25 protein-coding genes and 1 pseudogene are annotated in these 25,240 nt (G+C 74.7%); 15 read left to right on the top strand and 11 right to left on the bottom strand.

The annotated features are described in order from the left end of the window. Positions 1 to 197 precede the first annotated feature (197 nt). The 5 genes from ACFVFS_RS20235 to ACFVFS_RS20215 form a co-directional block, all read right to left on the bottom strand. Positions 198 to 962 (bottom strand): glucose 1-dehydrogenase, encoded by a 765-nt coding sequence (locus tag ACFVFS_RS20235; RefSeq protein WP_380625964.1) that lies wholly within the window; start codon positions 960 to 962, stop codon positions 198 to 200. Beyond that, positions 959 to 1,600, bottom strand: a complete 642-nt coding sequence (locus ACFVFS_RS20230) for a TetR family transcriptional regulator (RefSeq protein WP_380625963.1) — start codon at positions 1,598 to 1,600, stop codon at positions 959 to 961. Before ACFVFS_RS20230 ends, ACFVFS_RS20235 begins: the two co-directional genes overlap by 4 nt. A gap of 1,037 nt (positions 1,601 to 2,637) precedes the next feature. Continuing rightward, complete coding sequence (locus ACFVFS_RS20225) at positions 2,638 to 3,837, bottom strand: YncE family protein (protein WP_380625962.1); 1,200 nt, start codon at positions 3,835 to 3,837, stop codon at positions 2,638 to 2,640. Beyond that, a complete protein-coding gene (locus ACFVFS_RS20220; protein ID WP_380625961.1) occupies positions 3,834 to 4,502 on the bottom strand; it encodes an ankyrin repeat domain-containing protein in 669 nt (222 codons plus the stop codon). Before ACFVFS_RS20220 ends, ACFVFS_RS20225 begins: the two co-directional genes overlap by 4 nt. A gap of 180 nt (positions 4,503 to 4,682) precedes the next feature. Further along, positions 4,683 to 5,174 (bottom strand): HPP family protein, encoded by a 492-nt coding sequence (locus ACFVFS_RS20215; RefSeq protein ID WP_380625960.1) that lies wholly within the window; start codon positions 5,172 to 5,174, stop codon positions 4,683 to 4,685. 177 nt (positions 5,175 to 5,351) lie between these two features. On the opposite strand from ACFVFS_RS20215, the gene ACFVFS_RS20210 reads away from it, so the two are divergent. From ACFVFS_RS20210 to ACFVFS_RS20195, 4 genes are all read left to right on the top strand, one after another. After that, on the top strand, positions 5,352 to 6,557 hold the full coding sequence (locus ACFVFS_RS20210) for an amidohydrolase (RefSeq protein WP_380625959.1): 1,206 nt from the start codon (positions 5,352 to 5,354) through the stop codon (positions 6,555 to 6,557). Between the two features lie 428 nt (positions 6,558 to 6,985). Beyond that, positions 6,986 to 8,428: a threonine/serine exporter ThrE family protein gene (locus tag ACFVFS_RS20205; RefSeq protein ID WP_380625958.1), complete on the top strand. Its 1,443-nt coding sequence runs from the start codon at positions 6,986 to 6,988 to the stop codon at positions 8,426 to 8,428. 280 nt (positions 8,429 to 8,708) lie between these two features. After that, a complete protein-coding gene (locus ACFVFS_RS20200; RefSeq protein WP_380625981.1) occupies positions 8,709 to 10,367 on the top strand; it encodes a SulP family inorganic anion transporter in 1,659 nt (552 codons plus the stop codon). Between the two features lie 33 nt (positions 10,368 to 10,400). Continuing rightward, a complete protein-coding gene (locus tag ACFVFS_RS20195; RefSeq protein WP_376092674.1) occupies positions 10,401 to 10,754 on the top strand; it encodes a zinc ribbon domain-containing protein YjdM in 354 nt (117 codons plus the stop codon). Positions 10,755 to 10,787: 33 nt separating this feature from the next. On the opposite strand, the gene ACFVFS_RS20190 is transcribed toward ACFVFS_RS20195, so the two are convergent. Both ACFVFS_RS20190 and ACFVFS_RS20185 read right to left on the bottom strand, forming a co-directional pair. Further along, positions 10,788 to 11,150: a hypothetical protein gene (locus ACFVFS_RS20190; RefSeq protein WP_380625957.1), complete on the bottom strand. Its 363-nt coding sequence runs from the start codon at positions 11,148 to 11,150 to the stop codon at positions 10,788 to 10,790. A gap of 430 nt (positions 11,151 to 11,580) precedes the next feature. Beyond that, complete coding sequence (locus ACFVFS_RS20185) at positions 11,581 to 12,954, bottom strand: cytochrome P450 (protein WP_380625956.1); 1,374 nt, start codon at positions 12,952 to 12,954, stop codon at positions 11,581 to 11,583. A 333-nt stretch (positions 12,955 to 13,287) separates the two neighbouring features. Between ACFVFS_RS20185 and ACFVFS_RS20180 the strand changes: the two genes are divergently transcribed. Both ACFVFS_RS20180 and ACFVFS_RS20175 read left to right on the top strand, forming a co-directional pair. After that, positions 13,288 to 13,719 carry a peptidoglycan-binding protein gene (locus tag ACFVFS_RS20180; RefSeq protein WP_380625955.1) on the top strand — a complete coding sequence of 144 codons (432 nt, stop codon included), beginning with the start codon at positions 13,288 to 13,290 and terminating at the stop codon, positions 13,717 to 13,719. 574 nt (positions 13,720 to 14,293) lie between these two features. Next, positions 14,294 to 14,620, top strand: coding sequence for a hypothetical protein (locus tag ACFVFS_RS20175; RefSeq protein WP_380625954.1), 327 nt, complete (start codon positions 14,294 to 14,296; stop codon positions 14,618 to 14,620). Positions 14,621 to 14,668: 48 nt separating this feature from the next. On the opposite strand, the gene ACFVFS_RS20170 is transcribed toward ACFVFS_RS20175, so the two are convergent. Then, on the bottom strand, positions 14,669 to 15,607 hold the full coding sequence (locus tag ACFVFS_RS20170; RefSeq protein WP_380625953.1) for an ADP-ribosylglycohydrolase family protein: 939 nt from the start codon (positions 15,605 to 15,607) through the stop codon (positions 14,669 to 14,671). Between the two features lie 58 nt (positions 15,608 to 15,665). Between ACFVFS_RS20170 and ACFVFS_RS20165 the strand changes: the two genes are divergently transcribed. From ACFVFS_RS20165 to ACFVFS_RS20150, 4 genes are all read left to right on the top strand, one after another. Beyond that, the gene (locus ACFVFS_RS20165) at positions 15,666 to 16,316 is read left to right on the top strand and encodes a hypothetical protein (RefSeq protein ID WP_380625952.1); all 651 of its coding nucleotides are present in this window, start codon (positions 15,666 to 15,668) and stop codon (positions 16,314 to 16,316) included. 88 nt (positions 16,317 to 16,404) lie between these two features. Then, a complete protein-coding gene (locus tag ACFVFS_RS20160; RefSeq protein ID WP_380625951.1) occupies positions 16,405 to 16,998 on the top strand; it encodes a phosphoribosylanthranilate isomerase in 594 nt (197 codons plus the stop codon). A gap of 138 nt (positions 16,999 to 17,136) precedes the next feature. Further along, entirely contained in the window at positions 17,137 to 18,000 is an 864-nt protein-coding gene (locus ACFVFS_RS20155; protein WP_380625950.1) for a class II glutamine amidotransferase, read from the top strand. A gap of 80 nt (positions 18,001 to 18,080) precedes the next feature. Next, entirely contained in the window at positions 18,081 to 18,755 is a 675-nt protein-coding gene (locus ACFVFS_RS20150) for a maleylpyruvate isomerase N-terminal domain-containing protein (RefSeq protein ID WP_380625949.1), read from the top strand. Between the two features lie 10 nt (positions 18,756 to 18,765). On the opposite strand, the gene ACFVFS_RS20145 is transcribed toward ACFVFS_RS20150, so the two are convergent. Continuing rightward, positions 18,766 to 19,404 carry a carbonic anhydrase gene (locus ACFVFS_RS20145; protein ID WP_380625948.1) on the bottom strand — a complete coding sequence of 213 codons (639 nt, stop codon included), beginning with the start codon at positions 19,402 to 19,404 and terminating at the stop codon, positions 18,766 to 18,768. Positions 19,405 to 19,651: 247 nt separating this feature from the next. Here ACFVFS_RS20145 and ACFVFS_RS20140 point away from each other — a divergent pair, with 247 nt between their 5' ends. The 5 genes from ACFVFS_RS20140 to ACFVFS_RS20120 all read left to right on the top strand — a co-directional run bounded on the left by ACFVFS_RS20140 (position 19,652) and on the right by ACFVFS_RS20120 (position 24,055). Further along, the gene (locus ACFVFS_RS20140; RefSeq protein ID WP_380625947.1) at positions 19,652 to 19,975 is read left to right on the top strand and encodes a hypothetical protein; all 324 of its coding nucleotides are present in this window, start codon (positions 19,652 to 19,654) and stop codon (positions 19,973 to 19,975) included. A gap of 113 nt (positions 19,976 to 20,088) precedes the next feature. Then, a complete protein-coding gene (locus ACFVFS_RS20135) occupies positions 20,089 to 20,934 on the top strand; it encodes a hypothetical protein (RefSeq protein ID WP_380625946.1) in 846 nt (281 codons plus the stop codon). A gap of 98 nt (positions 20,935 to 21,032) precedes the next feature. After that, positions 21,033 to 21,920, top strand: coding sequence for a hypothetical protein (locus ACFVFS_RS20130; RefSeq protein ID WP_380625945.1), 888 nt, complete (start codon positions 21,033 to 21,035; stop codon positions 21,918 to 21,920). A 15-nt stretch (positions 21,921 to 21,935) separates the two neighbouring features. After that, complete coding sequence (locus tag ACFVFS_RS20125) at positions 21,936 to 22,994, top strand: hypothetical protein (RefSeq protein ID WP_380625944.1); 1,059 nt, start codon at positions 21,936 to 21,938, stop codon at positions 22,992 to 22,994. After that, positions 22,991 to 24,055 carry a hypothetical protein gene (locus ACFVFS_RS20120; protein WP_380625943.1) on the top strand — a complete coding sequence of 355 codons (1,065 nt, stop codon included), beginning with the start codon at positions 22,991 to 22,993 and terminating at the stop codon, positions 24,053 to 24,055. Before ACFVFS_RS20125 ends, ACFVFS_RS20120 begins: the two co-directional genes overlap by 4 nt. Positions 24,056 to 24,134: 79 nt before the next feature. On the opposite strand, the pseudogene ACFVFS_RS20115 reads toward ACFVFS_RS20120, so the two are convergent. Both ACFVFS_RS20115 and ACFVFS_RS20110 read right to left on the bottom strand, forming a co-directional pair. Beyond that, positions 24,135 to 24,278 (bottom strand): annotated as a pseudogene (locus ACFVFS_RS20115) (response regulator); the annotation flags it as partial. Then, the gene (locus ACFVFS_RS20110; protein ID WP_380625942.1) at positions 24,224 to 24,787 is read right to left on the bottom strand and encodes a hypothetical protein; all 564 of its coding nucleotides are present in this window, start codon (positions 24,785 to 24,787) and stop codon (positions 24,224 to 24,226) included. The pseudogene ACFVFS_RS20115 and the gene ACFVFS_RS20110, both read right to left, overlap by 55 nt. Positions 24,788 to 25,240 lie beyond the last annotated feature (453 nt).

The raw sequence follows: 25,240 nt of genomic DNA, 5'->3' as shown, positions 1-25,240 counted from the left end.
GACGCCAGGGCGGGGAAGTGCGGGAGCACCTCCTCGCCGAACTGCTGCACCACCTCCGCCGCCGCCGTCCACCTCGCCGAACTGGTCAGGGCGGCGCCCCGGAGCTGACCCCCGACGGGCGCACCGACGCCCCCCGCGGGCCCGACCGGACCGGTCGGACCCGCGGAGGGCGCGTGACGCCTACCGGCCCATGACGCCTACTGGCCCATGACGTACTTGACGGTCGGGCCGGTGGTCCAGCCGCCGTCCACGGCCAGTTCGGCGCCGGTGACGTAGGAGGCGTCGTCGGAGAGCAGGAACACCACGGCGGTGGCGATCTCGGGGGCCTCGCCGACGCGGGCCATCGGGGTGTTGGGGTAGTTGCCCTCCCCGCGCTGGATGCCGACCGAGGCGGTCATCGGCGTGTACGTCATGCCCGGGTGCACCGAGTTGACACGGATCCGCTCGGCGCCCAGCTCGACGGCGCCGATCTTGCTGAGGCCGCGCACGCCCCACTTGGAGGCGCCGTAGCCGGCCGTCAGCGCCAGGCCCATCAGGCCGGCCGCTGAGGAGATGTTGACGATCGAGCCGCCGCCGGCCGCGCGCAGCGCCGGGACGACGGTCTTGATGCCGATGAACACCCCGGTCAGGTTGACGTCCAGGACCCTGCGGAAGTGCTCGACGCTCTCCTCCACCAGCGGGGTGCCGGTGGAGATGCCCGCGTTGTTGACCAGGCCGTGCACCGCGCCGAACTCCGCCACGGCGAAGTCCACCACGCGCTGCCAGTCCTCCACGGAGGTCACGTCGTGCCGGACGAACCGGGCCCGCTCGCCGAGTTCGGCGGCGGTGGCCTTGCCGTCCTCCTCCAGCACGTCGGTGATCACCACGTTGCCGCCGGCCGCGACGGCCAGGCGGGCGGCCTCGGCGCCCAGGCCGCGGGCGCCTCCGGTGATGATGACGGTCTTGCCGGTCAGGTCGTTCATGACGTCTTCCTTCGGGGGGTGGGGGCGGGGGCCGAGAGCATGGCGGCGGACACCGCCACCAGGTCGGCGAGGAAGGTCTCCTCGTCGGTCAGCGGTTCGGCCCCGGTGAGGTACTGCTGCGCGCGGTCGGCGAGCGCCGCGCCGATCAGGGTGAGGACCAGGTCGAGCCGCTCCAGCCGGATCGGCTCCGGCAGCGCGGAGATCCGCGCCTCGGCCAGCTCGATCAGCCGCCAGTAGCCGCCGCCCGCCAGGGTGGGGTGGGGGGTCCGGGTGCGGACACCGCTGTTGTGGCTGATCTGAGCGGAGATCCGCAGGCAGCGCCGGCCCTGGTCGGTGTGCAGCTCGGTGGCCTCGGCGGCGACCAGTGCGTCCAGCAGCGCGGGCAGGTCCGCGTCCGCGAGCGACGCCAGGCGCGGTGCGAGGGCCAGCTCGGTGCGTTCCTGGCGGGCGGCCATGATCGCGTCGAGCAGGCCCTCGCGGGAGCCGAAGTGGTACTGCACGGCGGACGGGTTGCCCTGTCCGGCCAGCCGGACGATGTCCTTGGTCAGCGAGGCCTCCACGCCCCGGGTCGCGAAGAGTTCCTCCGCCGCCCGCAGCAGCCTCTCGCGGGTCTCGTGGCCCGCCGACGTCCTTGCCATGCGGCCAAGGTTAATACTGGGCATTATTAACGTCAATGGAACCGGAGTGGACCCCTCCGATCGGATGCGCCGGGAGGCGGCGGGGACCGGCGGCGGCGCTTCGGTGGCACATGCCCGCCGTGCGCGCCGGGAGGGGGGTTGGCGCCCGCGCGAGAAGGCGGGAAGGGGCGTGGACGACGCGGCTGCACGCGGCTCAGTGGAATCACTTCCCCCACCCGCCACTGGCGTTGCGGCGGCCAATCGTCCGGCGGCGCAGGGGAATTCCCGCTGCCGTAAACCCGTGGAAATCATCGTTGACGCCCCCGACCCCCGACGGGACCATTTCCCGGGCCGCGCCCGATGCGCGGTGCACTTCCCACGGCACGCTCAACGGAGGACGAACAATGGATCAGTCGGGTACGTCCGCAGCGCGCTCGACCGCCGGATCCGGTCGGCGGAGCTTCCTGCGCGGCGCCGTCGGCGCCACCGCGCTCGGCCTGGCGGGGATCGCCGGCCTCGCCCGGGCCGAGGCCGCTCCGGCGCCCGGCCAGGCGAGGCTGGCCGCCACGCAGAACAACTGGCGGTTCTGTCAGAAGTGCTTCGTGATGTACTTCTGGGGCTATCCGACGGACGGTGTCTGTCCGGCCGGTGGTGCGCACAGTGCCCAGGGCTACAACTTCATCCTGCCCTACGACCTCCCGGAAACCCCCACCGCGCAGCGCAATTGGCGGTTCTGTCAGAAGTGCTTCTCGATGTACTTCTGGGGTTACCCGACGGACGGTGTCTGTCCGGCGGGCGGTGCGCACAGTGCCCAGGGCTACAACTTCACCCTCCCGCACGACGTCCCGGAGACCCCGACCCAGCAGCGCAATTGGCGGTTCTGTCAGAAGTGCTTCTCGATGTACTTCTGGGGTTACCCGACGGACGGTGTCTGTCCGGCCGGTGGCGCGCACAGTGCCCAGGGCTACCCTGACCGGCCCCGCGTGGGGGGCGGGGGCGACGGGCCCGGCCCGCACGCGGGTGCGGCGTTCGGGACCCGGAGGATCCGGCGGCTCTCCTCAGCGGCCGGGCGGGGCCGGGAGGACGGCGACGGCCAGCGGGAGGCGGCCGACGGGCAGGCGGGTGGTGCCGCCGGTGGCGGTGTCGACGAGGGTGAGGCCGTTCCAGCCGCCCTCGCGGGTGTAGCCGCCGGAGACGTAGGCGGTGCGGCCGTCGGGGGAGAGGGTGACGGTCTCGTGCGGGCCGTCGAGCGGGACGACGCGCTCGCTGCCGTCGGGGCGGCGGATGGTGAGGGACGGGCCGGCGTCGACGGCGGGGTCGATCGGACCGGTGCCGACCACGTAGAGGGTGCCGTCGGGGGCGACCGCGACGCCGTGCTGGTGGGTGTTGGCGGTCATCGGCTCGACGGTGACCCGGCCGGTGGCCGGGTCGACGACGGCCAGGCGCTCCCCCTCGAAGGGCACCAGCAGCGCGCCGTCGGAGGGTCGGACGGCGGTGTAGTGGGGCTTGAGCCAGGAGCCGAGCCCGCCCTTGGTGCCGTACGGGGCGACCTCGATGCGGCGGGGCTCCCAGGTGGCCGTGGAGACCACGGTGACGTCGAAGGAGTCGTGGTCGGTGACGTAGACCGAGCCGCCGTCGGCGGAGACGTCCACGTCGAAGGGGCGGCGCCCGACCGGGACGACCTGGGTGACCGCGCGGGTGGCGGTGTCGACGACCTCCAGGGTGCCGTTGCCCTCCGGCACGTTGACGCCGACGTAGACCCGGCTGCCGTCGGGGGAGAGGGCCAGGCCCATGCCGCCGCCCCGGTACTCGCCCGTGGCCGCCGGGCCGGTGCGGGTCCGGTACGGGATCAGGGCGGTGCGGGTGCGGGTGGCGGTGTCGACGACGGCGACGCCCTCGGCGGTGGCCACCCAGGCGGTGCCGTCGGGGCCGACGGCGAGTCCGTACGGGGCGGTGCCGACGCGGACCGAGCCGAGGTCGGCGGCGCGGCCGGTGGCGGCGGGGTCGACGAAGGTGACGGTGTCCGCGCCGAAGTCGGTGACGAGGAGGGTGGGGGAGGGCGTCCCGGGAGTGGCCGAGGTGGCGGGCGCGGTGGGCTCGGGCGTGGCGGGCGCGGCCGTTCCGGGGCCGGCCGCCGCGCTGGTCGCGGGCCCGGTGGCGGCCGGAGGCGTCGGCGAGGTCTCCCCGCAGGCGGCCAGCAGCACCAGGGCCGTCGCGGCGCCGGCGGCGGCGCGCCCGAGGGCGGTCCGGGCGCTCATCGCCGCCCCCGGAGGGAGCCGGCGGCCCGGGCGGTCGCGGTGGCCCCGGTCAGCCGCTCCGCCGCGAGCAGGGTGGCGGCGAGCCCGTGGAAGCCCCGGCGTTCGGCGTGGGCGCGGGCGGTGACGCCGTCGCCGTCCGGCAGCAGCGGGTCGGCACCGTGGGCGAGCAGGACGTCCACCACCTCCTGGTGGACGGTGCCGCCGTCGCCGAGGATGACCGCCTCCAGCAGGGCCGTCCAGCCGAGGTCGTTGACGTGGTCGACGTCGATGGCCGTCTCGGTGAGTACGGCCCGGACGTACCCGGCGTGGCCGCGCTCGGCGGCCGGGATGAGCGACACCCCGCCGTAGCGGTTGCGGCGGGCGAGGTCGGGGCCGCCGGGCAGCAGGGCCCGCATCATCGCCACGCTGCCGGTGACCCCGGTGACCAGCCACGGGCTGTCCAGCCGGGCGTCCTGCGCGTTGACGTCCGCGCCGGCCGCGAGCAGCAGCCGGGCGACGGGCACCTCGTCGGCGAGGGCGGCGTGCAGCAGCGCGGTGCGGCCGTCGGCGTCGCGCGCCGCCACGTCGCCGCCCGCCGCCAGTGCGGCGCGGGCGGCGTCGAGGTCGCCGGCGCGGGCGGCGGCCAGCAGGGCCCGGTCGGCCGGTGACAGGGCGCGGTCGGTCATCAGGGGGCTCCTCCACGGGTGGGGGCGGCGGGCCGGGGCGGGCGTGCCGCGGCCGGCTCCCAGCCTGCGCCACGGGGCCGCGCCGCGGAATCGGTGGCTCGGCCCGTCTGCCGGAGCCGCTCGGTGGACGCCTGGGTCATCCGATCGGATGATCCCGCAGCCCGTCGTCGCGGCCCCTGGTCACCAGGACAGCGGGTAGCGCACGGGATGCCCGCCGATCCGGCCCGGCAGCAGGCCGATCGCCACCAGCAGGACGGTGGAGAGCGCGAGCAGCGGCAGGAACGGCCAGGGGTCCGGGGCCTGCAGGACCACGACCACGGTGCTGGCCACGGCCGGGGAGTGCGACAGGTGGCAGAGCATCATCGCGCCCAGCGCGAGCCCGGCCGCGATCGCCGCGGCCCAGGCGGTGCTGCCGGTGACCGCGAGGGTGCCGAAGCCGATCGCGGCGGAGAGCAGATGGCCGCCGATCACGTTGCGCGGCTGGGAGATCGGCAGCCCGGGCGCGCCGTGCACCAGTGCCGCGCTGGCGGCGATCGGCGGTATCAGCAGCGGTTGGTGGACCACCACGCCGATGGCGGCCAGCAGGAGCAGCGCCCCGATGGCGAAGGCGGACGCCCGCAGGGCGTGCAGCGGATGGGGCCGGGGGGCCTTGGCGGTGGGCGGCGTGGTCATACGAGAGCGGCTCCGGGTGGGCTACGGGGGACCCAGAGATGATAAACAGACTGTTGCAAGAAATGGTGGGATGTTTCGCCAGTTGGACGGTCGTCGGACACTCCGTGGACGGACCGCCTCGCCCGTCGGCGACCGCACCACCCCAGCGACCATGCCCGCAGAGAGGGTTGACTCCCCATGGCCGGAACCCCCGCCACCGTCTTCCGCAACGTCCGCCCGTACGGCGCCGAGCACCCCGCCGACCTGATCGCCGTCGACGGCGTCCTGGTCGAGAGGCTGCCGGAGGGCGTCGAACCGGTCGTCGTGGAGGGTGGGGGCCGGATCGCGCTGCCCACCCTGGTGGACGCGCACATCCACCCGGACAAGACCGCCTGGGGCGAGCCCTGGTACAGCCGCCGCCCGGCCGGCTCGCTGCCCGAGTACGTCCAGGGCGACGTCGACCTCTACCGGCACCAGCGCACCCCGCTCGCCGAGCGCGCCCACCGGCTGCTGGCGCACGCCGTCGCGTCCGGCACCCGCGCCGTGCGGGCGCACGTCGACGTCGCCCCCGCCTACGGACTGGCGGGGGTGGCCGGGCTGGCCGAGGCGCGCGAGCGACTGGCCGGGGCGCTGGACGTCCAACTGGTCGCCTTCCCCCAGCACGGGGTCCGCCGCACCGCCGGCGCGGGGGAGCTGATGGCCGAGGCGGCCGCCGGCGGGCTGATCGACGCGGTCGGCGGCATCGACCCGGCCGGCTTCGACGGCGGCCCCGACGGCGAGGGCCCCGCCCAGCTGGACCTCGTCTTCGACCTGGCCGAACGCCACGGCCTGCGGCTGGACGTCCACCTGCACGACCGGGGCGAGCGCGGCCTCGACCCGCTGCGCGACATCATCGCCCGGACCAAGGCCGCGGGCCTGGCCGGCCGGGTCGTGGTCAGCCACGCCTTCTGCGTCCCCGAGCTGGCCGGCGACCGGCTCGCCGAACTCGCCGACCGGCTGGCCGAGGCCGGCATCGGCCTCACCACCGTCGCCCCCTCGGCCCACCAGGTGCTGCCGTTCCGCGAGCTGCACGCGCGCGGCGTGCGCGTCGGGCTCGGCTCGGACGGCGTGCGCGACTCCTGGAGCCCCTTCGGCAACGCCGACATGCTGCACCGCGCCCACCTGCTCGGCTGGACCACCGACGCCCGCACCGACCAGGAGCTGACCGACTGCTTCGCGCTCGCCGCCGACGGCGGCGCCGACCTGCTCGACCTGCCGCGCGCCACCCTGCGGCCCGGCTCCCCGGCCGACTTCATGCTGCTGGCGGGCGAGTGCCTCCCGCAGGTCGTCGTCGACCTCCCGGCGCGCGACCTGGTGGTCAAGGGCGGCCGCGTGGTCGCCCGGGACGGCCGCCACCTCGGCTGACGGTCCGTCGCCCCCGGCGGGGGTGAGGGCGGCGGTCGCGGCGCGTCCGGACGGGACCGGCGCGAACGGTCCGCCCTCACTCCACCCCGGCGCGCCTGCGTGCGCGTGGCGCGTTCACCGGGCGGTCGCAGCGGGTAGTCGTTCGCATACACTGGGCGACCCGAAAGGGGGGTGCTGGCCAGGGAGCGGCGATGCCGGAACACGAACAGCTGGGCCCACGTGCCGAGCCCGGCGGATCTGTTGGACCTTCCCGGCCTCTGCGATCCTCCCGACTGCCCCGGCCTCCCCGACCCGCCGGCCCGGCCCCGGCCACCGGAGCCACCGGATCGGCCGGAGCCACCGGACCGGCCGACGCCCCCGAGGTCACGGAACCGGGCAGGACCGGCCGGACCGGCCGACTCGGCAGGTCCTCGGCGCGGCCGGAGAAGGTGCCGTTCCAGGCCCGCACGCCCCTGGGCGGCCCGGTCGTCACCGGCGCGGGGGCGACCTCCTGGCCCGACCGCATGCTGCCGCTGCTCCGCACGCCCACCGGCTCCCGCCCGCTGCTCCACGAGCCCCCCGGCCCGGACCGGCCGAGTCCGGCCGAGGTGGCGGCCGTGCTGGACCTCGCCCTCCTGGTGGGGGAGCTGCTGCTGGCCAGCGGCGAGGCGGCGGAGGACGTCGAGGCGGCGATGCTCGCCGTGGCGCGCGCCTACGGCGTCCACCCGTGCGACCCGCAGGTCACCTTCACCCGGGTCGCGATCTCCTACCGGCCCCGCCCGGCCGAGCCGCCGCTGACGGCCGAGCGGTCCGTGCGCCGCCCGTCCGGCGACTACGCCAGGCTGGCGACGCTCTTCCGGCTGGTCACGATGATCTCGGCGGGCGGGATCGACGTCGACGAGGCCCACCGCCGGCTGGCGGCCGGGCTGCGCGGCGGCCACCGCTACCCGGGGTGGCTCGTCGCGCTGGCCTGCGGGCTGCTCGCCGGGGCCGCGACGGTGCTGGTCGGCGGCCGCACCGACGCCCGCGCCGGACTGGTGTTCGCCAGCGCCTTCGTCGCGGCCGCGGTCGGCGACCGGCTGGCCGTGCTGGTGGCGCGCCACGACCTCCCGGAGTTCTACCAGTTCGTGCTGGCCGCGACGCCGGCCGCGCTGATCGGCATCCTGCTCTCCTTCAACGGCCTCCACCTGCGCGGCTCGGCGGTGATCACCGGCGGCCTGTACGCGCTCCTGCCGGGGTGGCGCCTGGTCGCCGCAGCGCAGGAGGGCCTCGCGGGCTGCTACCTCACGGCCGCCGCCCGCATGGTCGAGGCGCTGTACCTGATGGCCGGCGTGGTGATCGGGGTGACGGCCGTGCTCTACGTCGGCGTCAACCGCGGCGCCGACCTGGCGGCCCGGGACCTCCCGGTCGGGGCCTCCAACCCGCCGCTCCAGCTCATCGCGGCCGTCGTGGTCGCGCTGGCCTTCGCGGTGATGCTGAACACCGAGCCGGGCGCGCTGCCCGCGGTCGTGCTGAACAGCACGGCCGGCTGGACGACGTACGGCCTGATGGTCGGCGCGGGCCAGCAGCCGGTCGCGGCCGCGGCGCTGGCCGCCGGGCTGGTCGGCCTGGCCGGCCAGGTGATGGCCCGCCACCGCGGCAGCCCCGCGCTGCCGCACGTCACGGCCTCCCTCGGGCCGCTGCTGCCCGGCTCGGTGCTCTACTTCGCGCTGCTCGCCTTCGTCCGCGGCGACGACGAGGCCGGCCTGCGCGGCGTGGCCCACGCCTGCGCGATGGCCATGGCGCTCGCCATCGGCGTCAACCTCGGCCGCGAGGCCGCCCGCCTCTTCCTCCCGGCGCCGGCGCCGGCCCCCGCCCCGACCGTGCGCCCCCGGGGCCGCCACCGCCGCTGAGTGCGGCGCCCGGACCGGCCCGTCGAACCCGCGGACCGGCAACGTCCGACCCGCGGCCCGGCATCCGACCCGCGCGCCGGCCGCTACTGTCCGGATCCGGCGGGTGTCCGATCAGCGACTTGAAAAATTCTTCATGTTCATACATGCTGGCGTGCCGTCGGACCGGCTCGATCCGCCGCGCACCGGTGAGGAACAGGAAGAAGGAGGCAGGGTGACCATCGCCGCTTCCGCTCTCGGCCGGCTGCGCGCCGTGCTGCCCACCCGGGAGACCCTCGCCACCATGGGGCGCTCGCCCCGCAAGGACCTGCTCGCCGGGCTCACGGTCGCGATCGTCGCCCTGCCCCTCGCGCTCGGGTTCGGCATCTCCTCCGGCGCCGGCGCCGAAGCGGGCCTGGCCACCGCCGTCGTCGCGGGGGCGCTCGCCGCCGTCTTCGGCGGATCCAACGTCCAGGTCTCCGGCCCGACCGGGGCGATGACCGTCGTCCTCGTCCCGATCGTCGCCCGCTACGGGACCGACGGCGTGCTGACCGTCGGGCTGCTCGCCGGTGTGATCCTCGTCCTGCTCGCGCTGGTCCGGGCCGGCCGGTGGATGGCGTACGTCCCGGTGCCGGTGGTGGAGGGCTTCACCCTCGGGATTGCCGGCGTCATCGCCCTCCAGCAGGTGCCCGGGGCGCTCGGGGTGGGCAAACCGGACGGCGACAACCCCGCGCTCGTCGCGGCCGAGGCGGTGCGCGCCTTCGCCGGCTCACCGCACTGGGCGGCGCTCGGCGTGACCCTCGCGGTGGCGGCGGTGATGCTGATCGGCGTACGGCTGCGGCCCTCGGTGCCGTTCTCCCTGGTCGCCGTCGCCGGAGCGACCGTCACCGCCGCGATCGCCGATCTGCCGGTCGCCACCATCGGCCACCTGCCCGCCGGCCTCCCGGCGCCCTCGCTCGGCTTCCTCGACCTGGCGGCCGTCCCCGCCCTGCTGACCTCGGCGCTCGCCGTCGCCGCGCTCGCCGCGCTGGAGTCCCTGATGTCCGCGACCGCCGCGGACGCCATGAGCGTCTCGGAGCGGCACGACAGCGACCGTGAACTCTTCGGTCAGGGCCTGGCCAACCTGGCCGCCCCGCTGTTCGGCGGCGTCGCCGCCACCGGCGCGATCGCCCGCACCGCCGTGAACGTCCGCTCCGGCGCCGCGTCGCGCCTGGCCGCCCTCGTCCACGCCGCCGTCCTGGCGGTGATCGTCTTCGCCGCGGCCCCGCTGGTCGCCGGGATCCCGCTCGCGGCACTGGCCGGGGTGCTGCTGGCCACCGCCGTGCGGATGGTCGAGGTCGGCTCGCTGCGCGCGATCGCCCGCACCGGGCGCGGCGAGGCCGCCGTCCTGCTGCTCACCGCCGCCGCCACCCTGGCCTTCGACCTGGTCACCGCAGTCGTGGTCGGCCTGCTGGTCTCCGGGGTGCTCGCCCTGGCCGCGGTCGCGCGGGCGGCCAGGGTGGAGCAGGTCCCGCTGCACGCCGACCTGCCGCCGGCCGACCACCACGACGAGGAACAGGCGCTGCTCGCCGACCACATCGTCGCCTATCGGATCGACGGTCCGCTGCTGTTCGCGGCCGCGCACCGCTTCCTGCTGGAGCTCACCGAGTCCGCCGAGGTCGACGTCGTCGTCCTGCGGATGTCCCGGGTCAGCGCGGTCGACGCCAGCGGCGCCACCGTCCTCGGCGACGCGATCGGCCGGCTGCGGCGGCGCGGCACGCTCGTCCTGGTCTCCGGCGTCCGGGACGAGCACCACCGGCCCCTCGACGCCCTGGGTATCCTCGACGAGCTGCGCGCGGACGGCCACGTCTTCGCGACCACCCCCGAGGCGATCGCCTACGCCCGCACCCATCTGCGGGCGCGCGGCGCCGTCACCGGGCCGTCGGCCCCGGCCCTCCCCGCCCGCCTTCCGCCACCTCGGTAACCATCACTCGAACGACTGGACAGTCTGAATCACATGAGCGACAACCTCCCCGCCTGCCCGCAGTGCTCCGGCGAGTACACCTACGAGATGGACGCCCTGATGGTCTGCCCGGAGTGCGCCCACGAGTGGGACCCCGCCGCGGGCGACGGCCAGGCCGCGTCCGGCGAGCGGGTGATCAAGGACTCGGTGGGCAACGTGCTGGCCGACGGCGACACCGTGACCGTCGTCAAGGCGCTCAAGGTCAAGGGCAGCGTCTCCGGCATCAAGGCCGGCACCAAGGTCCGCAACATCCGCCTGGTCGACGGTGTCGACGGCCACGACATCGACTGCCGCATCGAGGGCTTCGGTGCCATGCAGCTCAAGTCCAGCGTGGTGAAGAAGGCCTGAGCCCACTCGCCGCGGCCGGTCGGCCGCGGCCGGTCAGCAGCGGTCGGCCGGGAACCGGGCGGTGACCGGCCCGGCGGGCCGCGTCCGCTCCAGCCACACCGGCCGGCTGCCCAGCTCGGCGACCGGCGGGGTGACGTACAGCAGCCCCGGCTCCTCGCCCGGCTCGGCGGTGTCGTAGGCCCCGGCCACCACCAGCCGCAGCGCCAGGCACACGGCCCAGTCGGGTTCGGCCGCGGTGCCCGCCGGATCGAGACGGGCCGCCAGCGCGAGCAGCGCCTCGCGCAGCGTGCAGGTGAGACGGGCGACGGGCGCTCCGCCGAGAGCGGGGTGCCCGCTGCCGTCGCGGTGGGCGAGCACGGTGGTGGTGACCGGTGGTGTTGCGCTCACAGGAGTCATGCCCAGGACGCTAGGGGAGACCTCCGACAACGGACCGACGCCGCGTCAGGTCCGGTCCTGTGCCGTCCGAAAGGGCGAGGGACGCGAAACCGCCGGATCCGGCCGTCGTCGGGCCGGTGCCCGGGCGGATGCGCGGGCCTTCGGCCGGAAGGGGAAGCCGGTATGCGGACCACCTCGAACGCGGAGGCACGGGCGGCCGGGAAGCGCGGCGGCGGACGGGCGGCGGCCTCGGGGCCGGTGCGTCTGGCCGGTCGCGGTCTCGCTGTGCCGCGGGGCCCTGGCGGGCCGACTGGTCGGCGCGGGCCCGGCCCGTGCCGCCACCACCACGATGTGCCGCGGGTGCCGACGGAGCGGCGGGCCGCAACGGCTGTGTGACCATCACGTACTGACCGTCGACGGCCCCGGCCCGAGGGCGGCGTTCGGCGCCGCGTCAGCTGTCGGCCGGCGTCACGGGGGACCGCTTCCGGTCGAGCATCCGCAGCCGCAGGCGCTGCGGGCGCAGCACCGTGGTCAGCCGGACGGGGCGGTCGTCCGGCCGGCTGCCCGGCACCGGGGTGGGCTGCCAGCGGGCGAGGAGGGTGGCCAGCGCGATGACCGCCTCGGCGCGGGCGTAGTCGGCGCCGAGGCACTGCCGGGGGCCGTTGGCGAACCCGGCGAATCCCCAGCGGGGCAGGGCGGCGGCCCGCTCGGGCAGCCAGCGGTCGGGGTCGAAACGGGCCGGGTCGGCGAAGATCCGCGGATTGTGGTGGGCGACGTACGGGCTGAGCAGCACCTGGCTGCCGCGCGGCAGCGGGCGCCCGCCGAGCTCGGTCGCGCGCGAGCAGGTGCGCAGCAGCACCCAGCCGGGCGGGTGGAGCCGCAGCGCCTCGGTCAGCACCCGGGCGGTGCGGTCCAGCCGCGGCAGGTCGTCCCACCCGGCGGGCCGGCCGTCCGGCAGCACCGTGTCGACCTCCGCCTGCACGGCGGCCAGCGCCTCGGGGTGGGCGGTCAGCAGCCGCAGCGTCCAGGACAGCTGGGAGGCGGTGGTCTCGGTGCCGGCCAGCAGCATCGCCACGACCTGGTCGTGCAGTTCGGCGTCGGAGAGCGTCGAACCGTCCTCGTCGCGGGCGGCGACGAGCCCGGCCAGCAGGTCGGCGCGGCCCGGGCCGTGGGCCCGGTGGTCGCGCACCAGCTCGGCGACGGTCTGCCGCAGGGTGCGGACGGCCCGCCGGTAGCCGGGGCCGGGCGGCAGCATCCAGAGCCGCCGCAGCGCGCCGGCGAACGCGGTCTCGAAGGCGTGCTGCAGCCGCTCGGCCAGGGCGTCCGGCACCTCGGTGCCGAGCAGTGTGCGCGTGACCACCCGCAGGGTGAAGCGGTAACAGGCGGGGAAGACGTCCACCACCTCGCCGTGCCGCCAGGAGTCGGCCAGCACCGCCGCCTCCCGGCTCATCACGGTGGCGTAGGCGGCCAGCCGCTCGGGCCGGAACTCCGGTTGCAGCATCCGGCGTTGGCGCCGGTGGTCGGCGTGGGCGCAGGTCGCGAGACCGTTGCCGAGGATCTCCCGGAACCGCCCGTAGATCGGTCCGCCCTTGTCGAAGGTGCGGTCGTCGGCGTACACCTGCCGCAGCAGCTCCGGGTGGCTGGGCACCACCAGCCGGTACGTTCCCAGCCGGATCTCCACCAGGTCGCCGTAGGCGTGCAGCCGTCCCAGGAACCGCGCCGGGTTCCGGGCCAGTGCGGGCAGATGGCCGAGCAGCGGGACCGCCCCGGGCAGTTTCCCGTGCACATAGGTCGTGGTCGCGGCACCCCGCGCTGACGAGGACACGGCAGCAGCGTAGGCGCCCACCAGGCCGGCGGACAACCGGCGCGCATTCGCCGTCTCGCGCGCTCGGCCGGACGGTGGATTACCGGGAGCGTGACCGTGAATCCTCGCTCCGTGTACGGATAGGCGCTGGCCTTCGCGCGGCACCTCCTCTGAACTGCTGTGATATCGGAATCATCGGTCGTTTCCAGGGTCATTGGATCATGATGTGGAGCCCATGGGTAATTCGAAATCTCCATGGTTATTCGCATGCGATCGGTGCTAGCTTCGCCCTCGCCCCGATTCCCGTACGAGGGAGCAGAACCCATGGCATCGAACGCGCTCACGAAAGCGCTGGTGGGAATTCTCACGGCAGCGACCCTCGGCCTCGGCACCCTCGCCGGCGCCACCGCGGCCACCGCCGCGCCCGCCCCGGGGGCCACCGCCCCGCAGGCCCCCGCCCGCGCCGTCGGCATCCGGGCCGTCAACAACCTCGGCCTCAACACCACCGAGGCCAAGAGCGTCCAGTGCTACGTCCGCGACGCCGGCTACGACCCGGGCACCGTCGACGGTCAGCTCGGCACCGACAGCTGGAAGGCCTGGCAGAGCTTCCTCAACGACCAGGGCTACAACGCCGGCACCGTCGACGGCGCGGTCGGCCCCAACACCATCCGCGGCCTCCAGCGCTTCCTCAACGACATCGGCTACGACACCGGCGGCATCGACGGCGTCGCCGGACCGAAGACCAAGGCCGCCTGGAAGGCCTTCGCCGACCTCGGCTGGTGCTGACCGCCCTGACCGCCCCGACCGCCCTGGCCACCCGCCTCCTCGCGCCGTAGGGCGGAGCGGCCCGGGCCCGCCTCAGGATCTCCTGAGGCGGGCCCGTGTCGTCGTCCCGGCCGGTCCGGTGGGGAGTCCGGCCCCCGGGGCCGAGTTGAGTACCGGTACTCATGCGAACGGCCTGCGAACCGGGCAGGATCGGCCACATGACGAACGATCAGCAGAAGGGGTCCGCCCGGAGGCGGCCGCCGGCGGCTCGGCTGCGGTACCGGCGCACGGGTGGGGCGGTGGCGCGATGATCTGGGCACGCGGTGGCCCCGCGCGCGTCCCGGCGCACGTGACCGGCGGGCGGGGGTGTCCGGGCCTCGCCCATGTGACGCTCGGGGAGGGGGAGCCGGTCGACGAGGGTGGAGCCCCGCTGGAGGGCGAGGCCGCCGAGGGGCCGGAGCCGGGTTGCGGGGGCACCCGTCCGAAGGGGTGAGAACCGGCGGGATCGCGTGATTGTCGTTCGTGGACGGATAGACGCAAGGGTGTCAGCCGCCCGCTGCCCAGAGCGTCACCCCCGCGACAGATGGAGAAGCACGTGAAGAACCGAGCGGTCCCCCGCCCCGCGACCGCCCTCGCCATCTGCGCCACCGCCGCGGTGGCCGTCCTCGCCCTCAGTGCGCCCGCCGCGCACGCCTCCTACTACAGCTATTCCTGCCGCAGCCTCTTCGTGGAGCTGGGGGCGGAGGGCGAACTCCGCATCACCGGAAGCACCTGCACCCTGGACCGGGGGGACACCAACGACTCGGCGACCGAGGTGACCCTGCTCTCCGACCGCGGCGAGGTGACCTTCCTGTGCGACGGCGTCGAGACCAGCGCGGACCAGAAGAGCCTCTTCGCGAAGGGCTGCCGACCCGGGCGCTGAGCCCCGCGGCCCCGGTCCCCCGCAACTCGGCGGGGGACCGGGGTCTCGTCATGCCGGGTTCGCGGCCTCGGCCTCGGCGACCCAGTCGGGCAGCGGCTCACGGCGCGTCAGCCACGCCTCGGGCACCCCGGCCAGGCCGGTACGGGCGGCGACCACGCCGGCCGTGATGGCGCAGGTGGTGTCGACGTCCCCGAGGCCCTCGGCCGTCGTCCACAGGGCGTCGGTCAGGCTGCCCAGGTGATGGGCGGCGGACCACAGCGCGAACGGGACGGTGTCGCGCGCCTGGACGCGCTGCCCGCTGCCCAGGACATCGGCGGCCCGCCACGGCTCCGTCCCGGCGTCCAGGCCGGCGGCGCGGCACAGGCCCTCGCGCACGGCCCCCTCCGGTGTGCGGTCGGCGACCTCGGCCAGCAGTTCCGAGCCCTCCGGCACGTCCCGGTCGGCCCGGCCGCGCGCGGCGAACCCGGCCGCCACGGCGACCGCCACCGCCCCGGCCACACCCTCCGGGTGAGCATGCGTCACCTCGGCCGACAGCGCCGCCTGCTCGGCCGCCTCCTCCAGATCCGCGTGGAACCACGCCCCGAGCGGCGCCACCCGCATCGCCGCGCCGTTGCCGAAACTTCCCTGCCCGCCGAACAGCTCCCGCGCCCCGGTCCGCCAGCTCCCCGGCTCCTCCGCGAGCCCGGGCAGCAGCCCGTGCATGCCGCGGCCGTAGCCGCGGCCCGGATCGGCCAGGTAGGTCGCCCCGAAGGCGAGCGCCAGCTTCTCCTGGTGCACCGCGTCGAAGGCGGTCAGCACCCCGTACACCGACAGCGCCATCGCGGTGTCGTCGGTCCAGTGCCAGGGCTGCTCCTCCGGGATCCGGCGGCCCCTGATCTGGTTGAACGCCTCCTGGGGCGTCCGGAACGGCGGGAACCAGCGCTCCCCGAATCCGTCCCCGAGGGCCAGGCCCTCCAGCGAGTCACGAGCGGCGGAAGACGATGTCATGGTCCCATGCTCCCAGGTGTCTTCCTCCGCGGCGGATCCGTTTCTACGATGGGTCACCATGGCGGACAAGCGTCCTGAGGACGCCGCGGAGACGATCCGGAACCACGCGTCCGACGTCGAGGTGGGCGGCGACTTGAACCAGATCGGGCAGGTCAATGTTCACCTGACCCAGCCGGAGCGGATTCCCGAGGTGCCGGTCGTGGTCACGTTGACCTGGCATTCGAACTACTCGGTCGAGGTGGGGGAAGGCCGTGAGGAGGAGTGGCTGATCGGCGGTGCGCCGATCCTGGAGGTCCTCGTCGAGGGGCGCAGCGCACACGCGGCGGTACTCAAGGAGTTGCGGCCCGTCGTCCTCTCACGCCGTCCACCACGACCGCTGCGCTACGGGCTGGCCGTCATGAGCGCCGTCCCGCTGCGTCCTTTCGACGTCGATCTCGATGCCAAGGTCCCCAAACTGAGGCCGCACGGCGTGGACTTCCCCTTCAAGGTGTCCCGCGACGACCCGGAGCAGTTCGCCATCCGGTGGCTCTCCACCCGGGACGAGGTCCGCTGGTTCCTCGAGCTCCACTGGGTGTGCGACGGGCGGTCGGGGATCGTCCGGATCCCCGAGGAAGGGAGCTACTGCCTCTACCCCTCGGGAGGGTCGCGACGGTCGGCGCTTCGCCGGCTGCGGTCGCAGTTCACCAGGGGCGGGCCCCGGCGGCGCTGATCAGGACGCGCCGCGAACCCGGCTGATCAGGGCTCGCGGCTGTACCCTGGCAGCCGCCGTCCAGAGGGGAGCGTCCGGGAACGTGTTCGTGAAGATCTGTGGTCTCAGTACCGCTGCGGATGTCGCCGCCGCCGTCGAAGCCGGTGCCGATGCGATCGGGTTCGTGCTCACCGAGAGCCCGCGCCGGGTGGAGGCCGCCCTGGCGCGGGAGCTGGCGGCGGCGGTGCCCGAGGAGGTGCTGACGGTGGCCGTGTTCCGGGAGGAGCCGGCCGCGTACGTGCGGGAGGCGGTGCGCGCCACCGGGATCCGGGCGGTGCAGCTGCACGGCAACCACCCGGCGCCCGCGTTCGCCGAGCTGTCCGACCTCGGGGTGCCGCTGATCAGGGCCACCTCGGCGGCGGCCGCCGCCGGTGCGGACTGCGGGGATTTCGGCGAGGACCTGCTGCTGCTCGACGCGCCGGTGGCGGGGGCCGGAAAGCCGTGGGACTGGTCCGAGCTCGGCAGCAAGCCGCCGGCCGGCAAGTGGGTGCTCGCGGGCGGCCTGAGCCCGGCGAACGTCGGCGCGGCGATCGCGGTCGCCCGGCCGTGGGGCGTGGACGTCTCCAGCGGTGTGGAGGTCCGGCGCGGGGTCAAGGACCCGGCGCTGATCAAGGACTTCATCCTGGCCGCCAAGTCCGCCTGACGGCAGCGCCCCGCACCGCTTCCCGCACAGCCCCGACCCGCTCCCCGCGCCCGGTTCGGCTCCCCGGCCTACCGTGGAGGGAGCCGGCCGAACGGCCGCGCCCCGCGACGCCGCGATGCCGTGAGGGAGGTGGGCCGCATGTGCCGCTGGCTGGCCTATTCCGGTTCCCCGATCATGCTGGAGGAACTGCTCTACAAGCCCGTCCACTCGCTGATCGACCAGAGCCTCCACGCCAGGATGGGCGTGGAGACGACGAACGGCGACGGGTTCGGCATCGGCTGGTACCCAGCCGACCACGGTGAGCCCGACCGGGTCGTGGAGCCTGCGGTCTTCCGGGGGGTCGGGCCCGCCTGGAGCGACCGCAACCTGCGGGAGCTGGCGCGCTGTGTGCGCTCACCGCTGTTCGTCGCCCACATCCGGGCCTCCACCGGCACGGCGGTGCAGGAGACCAACTGCCACCCCTTCCGGTTCGAGCGGTGGCTGTGGCTGCACAACGGGGCGATCCACGAGTTCCCGCGGCTCAAGCGCGACCTGATGCTCGCCGTGGACGCCTCGCTCTTCCCGAGCATCGAGGGCTCCACCGACTCGGAGCTGATGTTCTACCTGGCGCTCACCTTCGGGCTGCGGGACGACGTGCCGGGCGCCGTCGAGCGGATGGCCGGGTTCGTCGAGGCGACCGCGGCCCGGCACGGTGTCGCCGAGCCGCTCCAGATGACGGTGGCCGTCTCCGAGGGCACGCGGCTGTGGGCGTTCCGGTATTCGAGCGGGCGCGCCTCGCGCTCGCTGTTCTTCAGCACCAGCGTCCAAGCGCTGCGCGCCCTGCACCCGGACAACCCCGTCCTTCAGCGGGCGTCCGAGGAGACCCGCATCATCGTCTCCGAGCCGCTGGGCGACCTGCCGGGGGCCTGGAACCCCGTTCCCGAGTCCAGCTACGCGGTCGTGCAGGAGGGGCGTGACGCGATCCTCCCGTTCCGGCCGCAGGCCGTCGCGATCGCGGGGTGAGCGTCGGCGTCCCCGGTCTCCTTGGTATCCCCGGCGTCTTCGCCCGGAGGCCCGTCCCCCTGCGGTGGTAGCGTGCCGCAATGGGACTCTTCGGGCCGTCGTGGGCGGCGCTGCGAGCGGCGGTGGAAGGGCTCGCGGCCGAGGACTTCGCCCGGCCGTCCGGGTGCGCGGGCTGGCTGGTCCGCGACCTGGTGTGCCACCTGGTGATCGACGCCCAGGACGTGCTGATCACCCTGGTGACCCCCTCCCCGGCGGAGCCGACCAGGGACGCGGCCTCGTACTGGCGGGCGGCCGACGGCCCGCCGGACGGCCGGGACCCGCTGGACGCGCTGACCGTCCGGCTGGCCGCCGCGTACGGGGACCCGGCGCTGCTGCGCTTCCACCTGGACGACGTCGGCTCCGCGGCGGGGCGCGCCGCGGAGCTCGCCGACCCGCGGCTGCGGGTGGCCACCCAGGGGCAGGTGCTGACCGCGGGCGACTATCTGGACGCCTACGTCCTGGAGTGGACGCTGCACCACCTGGACCTGGTCGCCCACCTGCCGCACCTGCCGCACCTGCCGGGGCCGCCCGCCGAGGCGCTCGGCGCGGCGCGGCTGCTGCTGGAGCGCGTCGCCGGAGCCCCGTTCCCCGCCTCGTTCGCGGACGCCGACGCGCTGCTCGTCGGCACCGGGCGGCGCGCCGCGACGCCCGCCGAGCGCTCGCGGCTGGAGGCGCTCGGAACGCGCGGGCCGGCGTGGCCGCTGGTCCTCGGCTGAGCCGGGACGGTCAGGAGGCAGCGCCGGCGGGTGCTTCCAGGCCGTGCGCCGTGACCACGTGGGCGGTGCCGTCGGCCAGGCGGTAGGAGAGCCCGATCACCGCGGCGGTCCCGGCTTCGACGGCCTGCGCGAGGGCGCGCGAGCGCTCCAGGAGGAGGTCGACGGTGTGCTCGATGTGGGTGTCGATGAAGTCGGCGTTGTCCGTGTGGCCGGCCGCGCGGGCGGCCAGCACGCTCGGGGTCACGCGCTCGATCACGTCGCGCACGTAGCCGGTGGCCGTGGTGCCGTCCTCGACGGCGGCGCGGGTGGCGGCGACGGCGCCGCAGGAGTCGTGGCCGAGGACGACGACCAGCGGGCTGCCGAGCACGCTGATGCCGTACTCGATGCTGCCGAGCACCTCCGAGCCCACGACGTGCCCGGCGGTGCGGACCACGAACAGGTCGCCCAGGCCCTGGTCGAAGATGATCTCGGCGGCCAGGCGGGAGTCGGAGCAGCCGAACAGCACCGCGAACGGGCTCTGCGCCGGCGCGGTGGCGGCCCGCCGGGCCGCGTCCTGGTTCGGGTGCTCGGGGGCGCCCGCCGTGAAACGCCGGTTGCCGGCCAGGAGGGTCTCCAGGGCGGTGTGGACAGTCATTCGATCGCCGGTCATGGTGATCAGCCTACGGTGGGGTCCCGGGGGCGGGCAGCACGGGGGGACCGGTCGGTGGCACACCTCTGCCGCCGGGACGGGCACCGACTCGCCGCCCGCCCCGTCGCGGGCGCCTATGGGCCTCCGGCGCACGGCTGTTGCCGTTCGGGGACGCTTCCGGGCGGCAGGGGCGGGAAGAACCGAGGGGAGGGGCGGCTCGGGGGGAGGCGTGATGGGGCGGACGGCACGGGGGACGCGGACGGCACGGGTGGCTGGGCTTGCGGCGGCGGTGGTGCTGGCGCTGGGGGCGGCGGCCTGCACGGCGCAGGGCGGTGACGGCGGCGCGGCGCCCGCGCCCTCCGTCGTCGTGCGGCCGGCTCCGGCGGAACCGGAGGCGCGCTTCGCGGAGACGGCCCCGGCGTCGGCGCAGTGGATCGTGGACTTCGGCGGCGGCAAGGAGTTCACGATCGTCGAGTACGCCTTCCTCCGCCCGAAGGACACCGGGCCGACCCCGCCGCCGGAGCACCCCTCGCCCCGGGCGCGGGTGTGCCCGGCCGTCGGCGCGTGCCGCCCGGCCCGGGCGCCCGGCTGACCTCTCCGGCTTCTCCGGACCTCGAACGGGCATGACTTGATCACCTCCGGTCGATCTGCGCCATGAGTGGCCATCCGGCCCGCGCGGCGCCGCGGCCCGGGCAGGATCGGCCTATGACCGCGGCAGAGATAGGCGCCCTTGTTCCGGCCGTGCTCGCCCTACCGATCGGCTTCCTCGCGGCCTGGTGGACGCGGCGCTCCGGGGAGCGGGCGGCGGAGGCGACCCTGAGCGCGGCACACAGCCAGGCGGCCGCCGCCACCGCCGCGACCGCAGCGACCGACCTCCGGGCGCGGAGCGAACAGGAGTCCGGGCAGCGGCGGGCGCTGGAGGAGGCGTCCGTCGGCTTCCTCCGGGCGGCCGACGCGTTCGCGGCGACGGTCCAGCGGCTGCCGGGCATCGGCCACGATCGGCGCGGCGCACAGCTCGCCGAGCACGGGACCGCCGTGGAGTCGGCCATCGGGCCGCTGGAACTCCTGGCGCCTCCCGAACTCATCGTGCCCGCACGGGAGTTGATGGACCACTGCCGGAGGCTGGAGAAGCTGGCCCTGGACCGGGCCGTGCTGCGCCCGGCCCTGAAGGCCCTGGAGGACGGCTGGTGCGACGAGGACGCCGAGGAGTGCGACCACGACCGGCACGGCGCGGCCTGGGTCGCCTGGTGCCTCCTGACGGAGTGGCCGACGAAGAACTCCGAGGCGCGGCGCGGGGAGCGGGACCTCCTGGAGTACTGCCTCGACGCCAGTGAACGCCTGTCGGCCGAGGAGACCGCCCGGGTGCTCGCCCTCGCGGACCGCTGCCCGGCATCCTGGCCGGCCATGGTCGGCGGCTTCGTCCGCGACCCGCTCATGGAACGCCTCGCCGCGCTGCGCGCCGCCTTCCTGGACGCGACGCGGTCGAGTCGGCCGCACCTCCCGGTCGCGGTCCGCTCAACTACCGTTGCAGCCCGTACCGCACAGGCGTAGCTTGACGAACAGGGGGCACGGCGGCGGCGGAGGAGCGGGCCGGTCGCCGGACACCCTTGAGCCCTCTTCCCGAACGGGCTCGGCAGAGGTGAACTCGCATGCAGATGAACGACACCTATCAGCAGGCGATCGACGGAACCCTGCGTTCCCAGACCAGTGCCGGGACGGGCAATCCGCTGACCTTCTACAACGACACGGCGATCGCGCTGAACATGTACTTGATCAGCGGTACCGGGGAGCACTACGGCTACGACAGCCAGGCCCAGAACTTCGCGCCGGGCGCCCCGCCGTACCAGGTGGCACCCAACGGCGGATCGTCCCTCACCCAGGCGAATCCGGAGGCCCATTGGTTCTGGCTCTTCACCAACGCCTACAGCGGGGCGTTCGCCGCCGTCTTCGAGACTCCGTCGAGCGGCAACATCGGGATCACGAGCTTCGACCTGCTGGAGCCCAACGACATCGGCCACGTACCGCGGCCCGACCAGGACGTGATCATTCCCTCGGACTCGACGCCCGTCGTCGTCGGCTGCGGCGCGGTGGGCACGGAGGGGAGCGCCGTCGTGCGGGAGCAGTACTGGCAGCGCCTGTCCGACTCGTACAGCATCGGGCCGGGGGAGCGGAAGACGGTCAACAACACCGTGACCTCCGGGATGCAGGAGACCACCTCCGAACTGGCCTCCGTCGAGGGGTCGTTGTCCGCCTCCGCGCGGGCCGGCTGGGGCCCGGTCTCGGCGTCCGTGTCGGCCTCCCTGAGCGCGGCGTCGACGACGTTCCAGCAGGTCACCACGACGAAGCAGACCACGTCCTACGTCTCCGACCGCTACGAGAACGCGGCCGGCAACCCGGCCTTCCTGCACCTGTACTGGCAGCTCACGGACTCGGTGACGGTCTACGACAGGTCCGGCAACCCGCTGAGCTCCATCGTCACCGGGACCCAGCCCGTCGTCATCGGCGGCCCGTACGCGATTCCCACCTTCGCACCCTGAGACGGGAGGCCGGCCGTGAAGATGACCGATCCCTACCGGAAAGCCCTCGCGGGGACGCTCAAGTCGACGACGCACGGTCTGCCGCCGATGGACCTGGCGTTCACCAACAACACCGAGATCCCGCTGTCGCTGTACCTGATCTCCGACGAGGGGTGCTGGCTCGGCAGATCCGTCTCCGGCTACTTCCTCGCGGGGTACCCGGCGCCGCTGATTCCCCCCGGCACCTCCTGGGGGACGCTCGGCGGGGTCGACCCCGACTGGTACTTCCTCTTCCTGAACACCTACACGGGGGCGTTCGTCGCCGTCCGCCGGGCGGCGAGCGCCGTCGTCGTGAACAACGCGAACGTGATCATCGTGACCTGCGCGGACCTGCTGGACCCGAACAGCATCGGCCCGGTGCCGATGCCCAACAGATCCGTCGTCATCCCGCCGGACTCGCCGCGGGTGGCGGTCGGCTGCGGCAAGCTGCCCGCCACCGGCAACACCGTGATCCGGGAGCAGTACTGGCAGCGCCTGCCCGACTCGTACAGCATCGCGGCGGGCGCCCGGCGCACCGTCAGCTACACGGTCACCGCGGGCATGGAGAGCACCTCCTCCGAACGGACCCAGCTCGCGTCCTCGGTGACGGGCAGCGCGACGGCCGGCTGGGGCCCCATCTCGGCGTCCGTCTCGGCCTCCCTGAGCGCCAACGCGACGAACTTCCAGCAGATCACCACCAGCCTGGAGACGACCTCCTTCGTGTCGCAGGACTACGACAACACCGGCGGGACGTCGGCACGGATGTTCCTCTACTGGCAGCTGACCAACGTCCTGACGCTGTTCGACCCGACCTGGAAGCCGCTCACCTCCCTGATCTACGGCTCCGAGGGCCCCGCGGTGGTCAGCACCCCCGCGGACCCCGCCGAGCTGCCGCCGCGCCCGCTGGAGCGCAGGCTGCCGGTGTCGCCGGCGATGCGGGCGCGGCTCGCCGAGGTCGCCTACCTGCCGCCGGGAGCCGGGCCGGGGCCCGACGGCGCGGACGGGCACCATCCGGCGGTGCGAGCCGCCGAACGCCGCGGAGGGGGAGCGCGGTGAGCGCCGGGCCCGCGCCGTTCGACGAACCGCACCTCGCCGTCGAGGACTGGCTGTCCTGTCCGAACGTCGTCATGCTGCAGACGGACGTGAAGACCACGGGCGGCGAGCCGACCGGGCGGCGGGCGATCTCGGTCGGGGTGGTCGAGAAGAAGCCCGCCTCCGCGCTGACCGCGCTGGACTTCCCCGTGCCGCCGGCCGTCACGCTCGACCTCGTCCGCCCGGACGGGTCGGTGGCGACCGAGACCGTTCCCACCGACGTCGTCCAGACCGGGGAGTTCCGTCCGACCGCCTACAGCTGGCGGGAGCGGCCGTGCCCCGGCGGGTTCCAGATCGGGTCCCAGCTGTCGTGGTACGGGTTGTTCCAGTCGGGCGGGACGCTCGGTGTGACCGTCGAGTACCGGAACAGGCGGTGCGTGCTCACCAACGCCCATGTGATCGGCGATCAGGCGACGGGACCCGGACCCGGCCTGGAGGTCTACCAGCCCCCGTGGGGGTTCTGGGAGGTGTTCCGGCGGGGCAGTCCGCTGATCGGCGTCTGCGACGGCACCTTCCAGATCCTCACCCACGACTCGGACACGGAACGCGACCGCAGGTGGAACATGTACGACTTCGCGTGGTGCGAGGTGCCTCAGGAACTGGACCTGACCTCCTCGGCCGTCGTCGACATCTACACGGACGGCACCCTCCTGCCCATTCTGAGGGGAGTCCCGCTCACCACGGTGCGGAACGTGAGCTGGACGGGGGCGAGTTCGGGCCGCCGGCAGAACACGACGGTCGTCGACGCCTTCGCCCAGTGCAAGAACCAGAACAGGGCCGGCCAGTGGCAGTACTGGAGGGACCTGATCAGCGTCGATCCCTCGGGCGTCGCCCTGCCGGACGGGGACTCGGGATCCGCGCTCATCGTCACGGACGAGGACAAGCCCCCGGCGGTGATCGGTCTGATGACCATGGCGTCGGACAACCGCATCATGGCGACCAGGATCCCGTCGGACGATCCCCATCCTTTCCTGGACGGCCGGCAGAAGCAGATCCCCAGGCCCCGGCCCGACCTCGCGCCGTGAGCCGGGACCGGCGGCCGCCGACCGGCGGGGCGGCGGCTCCGGCGCGGTGGTGCGGGCTCACGGTCGCCCGTCCGGCGGCTCGGTCCTCGCGCGCCGTGACGAAGAGCACCGGCACGTCGCCGCCGCGCCCGGGACGGGACGCCCGGGGCCGGGCGCGCAGGCGGCCGATCACCTCGAAGCCGTCCATGTCCGGGAGCATGACGTCCAGCAGGACGAGGTCCGGGCCGCGACGCAGCCGATGCCGAGGACGGCGCAGACCCACAGCAGGCCGAAGAAGACGGTCACCGCGACGTCGAGCTCGAACGCCGCCGAGGACAGCGCGTCGCCGAGTCCGCCGTCGCCGAGTCCGCCGAGTCCTTCGGACGCCTCGTCCCGGCCGAAGCGCCGCAGTACGCCCTCGGGCAGCCGGGCCGTTCCGTGCGCCGTGCCGGCCAGCAGCGGGAACACCACGGCCGCGGCCGCCAGTGCGCCGCGGCCCAGGCCCCCGAGCAGGTCGCCGAGCCCCTCGTCGCCGCCGGAACCGTCGGACCCGGCTGAGGCCGCCGACGTCACGGTGACGCCGCCGCCGAAGACCGCGCCCACCACGGTCGGCACCAGCCGGGACGCGGGCGCGATTGCCCCGGCGCCGAGGAGGGCCAGCGCCGCCCAGACGGCGGCGGCCATCGCCACCGCGGCGGCGAGGGTGGACAGCGCGCCTTCGAACGCGTGGCGCCAGAGCGCGCGGGTGGACACGGGATGCGGCGCAGCGGGGCGGCGGGCATGAGGAGTCTCCACGGGGGCGGGTGTGCGGGGTGGGGGCGGCTCAGGGGCGGCGTCCGAACCTCGTCGCGGACCGTACCGACGCTGCCAGCCCTCTCTGTCCGCCTCCGCAGAGAACCTGTGAGCCTTCTGAGAACGCCGCCCACCGCCGGCGGCCCGGGAGCGGCGGCGCCCGGGCACGGCCCCCGAGCGCGGGCCGGAACTCACAGAAGGCTCTGCGACGGTCCGGTTCGGCCCGGCTCGGCCCGGGTTCGGCGTCCGCGAGGCCGCCGGGTCCGGGATGCACCCGGTCAGGTGAACTTCCGGGAGGGCGCCGATCCGCTCGCGCGCGGTTCCGCCGTGGGAACGCCCGGCGGAACCGGGGCGGAGGGGCCCTGGACTGCTGCTCGAAAACGCCGCGTTCGCCACAGGCTCGCCGAGAACCGC

Source organism: Kitasatospora sp. NPDC057692, from assembly GCF_042799475.1.
Taxonomy (GTDB): domain Bacteria; phylum Actinomycetota; class Actinomycetes; order Streptomycetales; family Streptomycetaceae; genus Kitasatospora.
This window is presented reverse-complemented; position numbering and strand designations above follow the sequence as displayed.